General features: G+C 52.5%; 2 protein-coding genes and 2 pseudogenes. 1 reads left to right on the forward strand and 3 read right to left on the reverse strand.

What is annotated here, in order from left to right:
• The 3 genes and pseudogenes from WBL42_RS01650 to WBL42_RS01660 all read right to left on the reverse strand — a co-directional run.
• Positions 1-760, reverse strand: a pseudogene (locus tag WBL42_RS01650) (hypothetical protein); the annotation flags it as partial.
• Between the two features lie 48 nt (positions 761-808).
• On the reverse strand, positions 809-2,581 hold the full coding sequence (locus tag WBL42_RS01655) for a ribosome biogenesis/translation initiation ATPase RLI (protein ID WP_424719526.1): 1,773 nt from the start codon (positions 2,579-2,581) through the stop codon (positions 809-811).
• A 17-nt stretch (positions 2,582-2,598) separates the two neighbouring features.
• The gene (locus tag WBL42_RS01660) at positions 2,599-2,961 is read right to left on the reverse strand and encodes a hypothetical protein (RefSeq protein ID WP_424719527.1); all 363 of its coding nucleotides are present in this window, start codon (positions 2,959-2,961) and stop codon (positions 2,599-2,601) included.
• Between the two features lie 343 nt (positions 2,962-3,304).
• On the opposite strand from WBL42_RS01660, the pseudogene WBL42_RS01665 reads away from it, so the two are divergent.
• Positions 3,305-3,520 (forward strand): annotated as a pseudogene (locus WBL42_RS01665) (ribosome rescue protein RqcH); the annotation flags it as partial.

The following is a 3,520-nucleotide window of genomic DNA, read 5'->3' on the forward strand; positions in this document are numbered from 1 at the left end:
GGAAGTGGCTGTCGGTGTAAAAACGTTCTGCACCGATATCGAGGAGGCGTTTGCGCATCTCAGGATCATTTGTTGCAGCAGCGTTCCTCAGCCCAATCTCTACGAACCATTTCTCATCAGAGAACCATTCAAGACCGATAAAGATCATCTGCCAGAAGATCTTTTCAAGAAATGAAGTATCGTCAAGCTCCAGCTGCTTCAGCTGGTTTACCGGGGGCTGGACCCGTGCCAGGTTGAGCATCAGTTCCCGGGCAAGCAGTTCCATCTCGCCGGGGCGATGGTTTTTAACAGTTTCATCGTCCTTTTTGAATTCCCGCAGGGACAGGACATAATAGCAGTATGCAACAGCAGTCCCGAGTTTTGCATCGAGTACAGCATATTTTTTCAGGAAATCCAGGGCATGTACATAATCGCCTGACTTCAGTAGCTTGAGGCCGACTACGATCTGGATGCCGATCTCGGCATTCTTGTTCTTCTTGAACCGGACCGCATTGGCCATCACTTTGCGGACATAATCAAAGTCTTTGATACTTGTGCTTGTATCCAGTACCTTGAACGTGATGCTGTCTATGAAATCATCATAGGAACTATCGATCAGCTCGGGAAATGAATTCTCCAGGGCAGAGATCACGTAGCCATAAAAGACCGGAAGATTGGCATCCACCTTTGCGGTATTGCGTTCTATATATCCGTAAAAATCTTTCTTTAACAGGTGCAGCTTATCGTAGACAATGGCATCCGAAAGCTTCTCTCCCCGCATATAGTGACAATGGCATGTTAAAATATTAAAATGTATGAGAGACGAGCGTCACTCTTCATCCTGCGCATAGTAATAGTATTCGCCCAGGCTTTTCTGCTCCCGGTCAAGGAACGATCCGGGTTTGTTGATCCGGGGGCGGCCGCTCTGGTCGCGGCGGAAGGTGACGTCCAGTTCGTTCAGGAACCGGTTCATGCCGTCCCGCATGCGGAACGGGCCTGTAGCAGTCCCTGATTTGCCGGGTTCCCCGTCAAAGACAAGGATCCGTTCGCTGATCATATCAATGAGATAAATATCATGATCGATGACCATGATCCCCACTTCCTTGCCCTCCGCATGGTGCTTGATCATCCGGGTCACCTTGACACGCTGTTCCACGTCAAGGTGTGCACTGGGCTCGTCGAGGATATAGACATCCGCGTCCCGCGAGAGGCAGCCGGCGATCGCTGTCCGCTGCAGCTCACCGCCGCTAAGGGCGTCAACCGGCGACTGGAGGATAGGCTGGATATTAAGGGCTTCGATGATCTCGTGCTGGTACATCGAGGTGTCAAACCGGGTTGTACACCGCCGGAGGTACTGCTCGACGCTGTCAGAAGTGTCTGCCTTGATATACTGGGGTTTATAGGAGATACGCAGGTTTGTCTCCATCGTGCCGGTAGTGGGTGTTTCTACCCCGGCAAGAAGTTTTGCAAACGTGCTCTTTCCCATACCGTTTGCCCCGACAACCCCCAGCACCTCGCCCGCTCTTACCGTCCCGCCTGAGACCGTCAGCTGGAAGGTATCGTACTGCTTGGTCATTGCCGGTATAATGAAGAGGTCTTCGCGTTCCGAACCCTTGTCATGCGCACGTTTCTCAAACACGACCTGGGTGTCCCGGAACCGCACGTTCTCTTCTGCAAGGAATCCTTCGAGGTACTGGTTTATACCTACGCGGACCCCTTTTGGCCGGGTAATAATACCGAACACGGCCGGCTTGCCGTACCCAACGTGGACTGTGTCGGCCAGCATGTCCAGGATTGCGAGGTCATGTTCTACGATCACGACCGGGCGCTGCGTAGCCAGGTCGCGGATCAGCTTGGCTGCGGCAATGCGCTGGTAGATGTCCAGGAACGGTGTAATCTCATCGAGGAAATAGAGGTCCGCGTCGCGGGCAAGGCATGCCGCGATCGCGACCCGCTGGAGTTCTCCCCCGGAGAGTGTGCTGATATCATGGTCGAGAATCGCATCCAGCTTCAGTGCGGGAAGGATATCGCCAAGCTTGTTCCGCTCATCGGTTGTCCGGAGCAGTGCCCTGACGGTACCGGTAAAAACTTTCGGGATGAAATCGATATACTGCGGTTTTGTTGCGATCTTCAGGGACTTCTTTGAGACAGTCTGGAGATAATCGAAGAGCTCAGTGCCGGCATAGAGTTTCAGGATCTCGTCCCAGGCAACTTCCTCATCAAAATTGCCGAGGTTCGGGCGGAGCTGGCCCGACAGGATCTTGATCGCCGTGCTCTTACCAATACCATTTGCGCCGAGGATACCGGTCACTTTCCCGTCAACCGGGATGGGGAGCCCGTAGAGAGCAAAACCGTTCTTTCCGTACCGGTGGGTCGGGTGCTCGAGTTCTTCGGGCAGGCTGACGATATCGATCGCATCAAAGGGACATTTCTTGATGCAGATGCCGCAGCCTACACAGAGCTCCTCAGAAATAACAGCCTTGTCGTCAGCACCTATAATAACCGTTTCATCGCCGGTCCTGACCCGGGGGCAGTACCGGATACACTCGTTCCCGCATTTCCTGGCATGGCACCGGTCTTTGTGGACAATGGCAATTCTCATGGAGATCACAAAAAAGATTATTTCGGAATCGCCGTCAGCATGAGCGTCCAGGTCATGAACCAGAAGGCAAAGGTCATGAATCCCTGGTAAAACCAGTCTTTCCCGCCCAGTTTTGATATATCCATGCCGATGAGGAGGAAGATATATTTCTGGAAGACAACACCGGCGAGCATGAGCATGATCCCGAGAAATCCATCGTTCTGGTGGCCTGTTGCATCAACCACGCCCCCAAGGTAAAATGCGATCATTCCTGCAAACATGCCGATGAAACATGCAATCAGGGTCCGCTGGATACGGCCAATGTGATCGGCCTGCTTTTCAGCCCGGGTCTTCGCCTTCCTTGACTGGACAGGCATCTCTGCTGCTTGTACTTCACTCATCCCGCAACACCAGTTGTCTTATTTCTCTGTGCGCAACCCTTATGTATCTTGGTCTGCCCTGATGCCGGTTTTTCAGGATTATCAGCCGGGACCGTGAATGCCTACCGGGCATACAATCCGGGAAGGGCAACCAGGGAATGATCAGTTTCCGGTTTGAGAGAGAATGTAATAATAATGGTTGAAGATACGGTCCTGGTTTAACCAGTGCGGCATCGTGTTTTCAGCATTAATTTTCAGCATTATATATGCCAGGATCAGTTCCGGGCCCGGTTTTTCATGAATCCGGACTTCCAATTATACGTTTATCAGCTTTGTGCAGCTAATAAGTACCAGGTATTTTTCCATGGCTTCAGAACAGGGTATGAGCGGTATTGACGTAAAAGCGATTACGTCTGATCTCAATGGGAAGCTGCCGCTCTGGATAGACAAGGTCTACCAGTTCGATTCTCGCACCCTCGCCATCCGCCTCAACGGAGAGAACAAGGCCCGTTACCAGCTGATCGTAGAGGCCGGGCGCCGGGCCCACCTTGTCAGGAGCCTGCCGGAGCCCCCGAAAAAC

It is taken from the genome of Methanoregula sp., assembly GCF_049686655.1.
Taxonomy (GTDB): Archaea; Halobacteriota; Methanomicrobia; order Methanomicrobiales; family Methanospirillaceae; genus Methanoregula.

Bases quoted from the DNA above. Each gene is read 5' to 3' on its own strand.
- WBL42_RS01655 (WP_424719526.1), bottom strand. From the start codon at position 2,581: ATGAGAATTGCCATTGTCCACAAAGACCGGTGCCATGCCAGGAAATGC.
- WBL42_RS01660 (WP_424719527.1), bottom strand. From the start codon at position 2,961: ATGAGTGAAGTACAAGCAGCAGAGATGCCTGTCCAGTCAAGGAAGGCG.